Genomic DNA, 1612 nt, shown 5'->3' with positions numbered 1-1612 from the left:
ATGACCCACAGCACCGCGTCCCCGGCCACGCGCGGGGAGTGGTGGCGCAGCGCCGCCGTCTACCAGATCTACATCCGCAGCTTCGCCGACGGGAACGGTGACGGCGTCGGCGACGTCGCGGGCCTGCGCGCGCGACTGCCCTACCTGCGCGACCTGGGCGTGGACGCAGTGTGGATCAACCCCTGGTACGAGTCGCCGATGGCCGACGGCGGGTACGACGTCGCCGACTTCCGCCGGATCGATCCCGTCCTGGGCACGCTGGAGGAGGGCGCCGCGTTCGTCGCCGAGGCGCACGAGCACGGCATCCGCGTCATCCTCGACATCGTGCCCAACCACGTCTCGGACCGGCACGCCTGGTTCAGGGCGGCGCTCGCGGCCGGACCCGGCTCACCCGAACGGGAGCTGTTCCTGTTCCGCGACGGCCGGGGACCGGGCGGGGACGAGCCGCCCAACGGCTGGCGCGCGGCCTTCGGCGGACCGGCCTGGACGCGCACGACCGACCCCGACGGCACGCCGGGCCAGTGGTACCTGCACCTGTTCGCGCCCGAGCAGCCCGACCTGAACTGGGACCACCCGAAGGTGCGCGCCGAGTTCGAGTCCATCCTGCGCTTCTGGTTCGACCGGGGGGTGGACGGCTTCCGCATCGACGTCGCGCACGGGCTGGTCAAGCACCCGGACCTGCCCGACTTCGCGGTCCACGAGCACGACCAGCACCTGACCGCGGACGGCGGCGAGCACCCGCACGCCGACCGCGACGGGGTGCACGACATCTACCGGGCCTGGCGCGCGATCGCCGACGAGTACGAGGGCGACCGGGTGTTCGCGGCGGAGGCGTGGGTGTCCGACCCGGCTCGCCTGGCGCGCTACCTGCGGTCCGACGAACTGCACACCGCGTTCAACTTCCACTACCTGGAGGCTCCCTGGAGGGCCAAGGCGATGCGCGCGGCGATCGACGACTCCTTCGCCGCGCTGGGCCCCATCGGGGCCCCGGCGACGTGGGTGCTCTCCAACCACGACGTCGTGCGCCACGTGTCGCGGTTCGGCCGACCGCAGCACGCCCAGGGCAAGAGCCTGGGGCAGGTCCGCGACGTCCCGGTCGACCTGGAACTCGGTGCCCGGCGGGCGCGGGCGGCGGCGCTGCTCACGCTGGGCCTGCCCGGCAGCGCGTACCTGTACCAGGGCGAGGAACTGGGGCTGTGGGAGGTGGAGGACCTGCCGCCGGAGGTGTTGCGGGACCCCACGTGGGAGCGGTCCGGCCGCACCGACCCGGGCCGTGACGGGTGCCGGGTGCCGTTGCCGTGGTCGGGGCAGGAGCCGCCGTTCGGGTTCGGCGGGGACCGGCCGTGGCTGCCCCAGCCCGCCGCCTGGCGCGATCTGACCGTGGAGCACGAGGACGCACGGCCGGACTCGATGCTGAACCTGTACCGGGCGGCACTGCGGATCCGGCGGACCGAACCGGGCCTGGCCGGCGCGGACATGGCGTGGGTGGACGCGCCGGAGGGCGTGCTCGCCTTCGAGCGCGGCGGCGGCGTCCGGTGCGTGGTCAACTTCGCGGACGAGCCCCACCCGCTGCCCGAGGGCGCCGAGGTGCTGGTGTCCAGTGCCCCGGTCG

1 protein-coding gene is annotated in these 1612 nt (G+C 74.3%); it reads left to right on the top strand.

Translation table 11 applies throughout. The annotated features are described in order from the left end of the window. Positions 1-1612, top strand: a 1612-nt coding sequence (locus tag ADL05_RS26790) for a glycoside hydrolase family 13 protein (RefSeq protein ID WP_053619806.1), incomplete at its 3' end; no start/stop codon positions are given.

The sequence above is a fragment of the Nocardiopsis sp. NRRL B-16309 genome (genome assembly GCF_001279585.1).
GTDB lineage: Bacteria > Actinomycetota > Actinomycetes > Streptosporangiales > Streptosporangiaceae > Nocardiopsis.
This window is presented reverse-complemented; position numbering and strand designations above follow the sequence as displayed.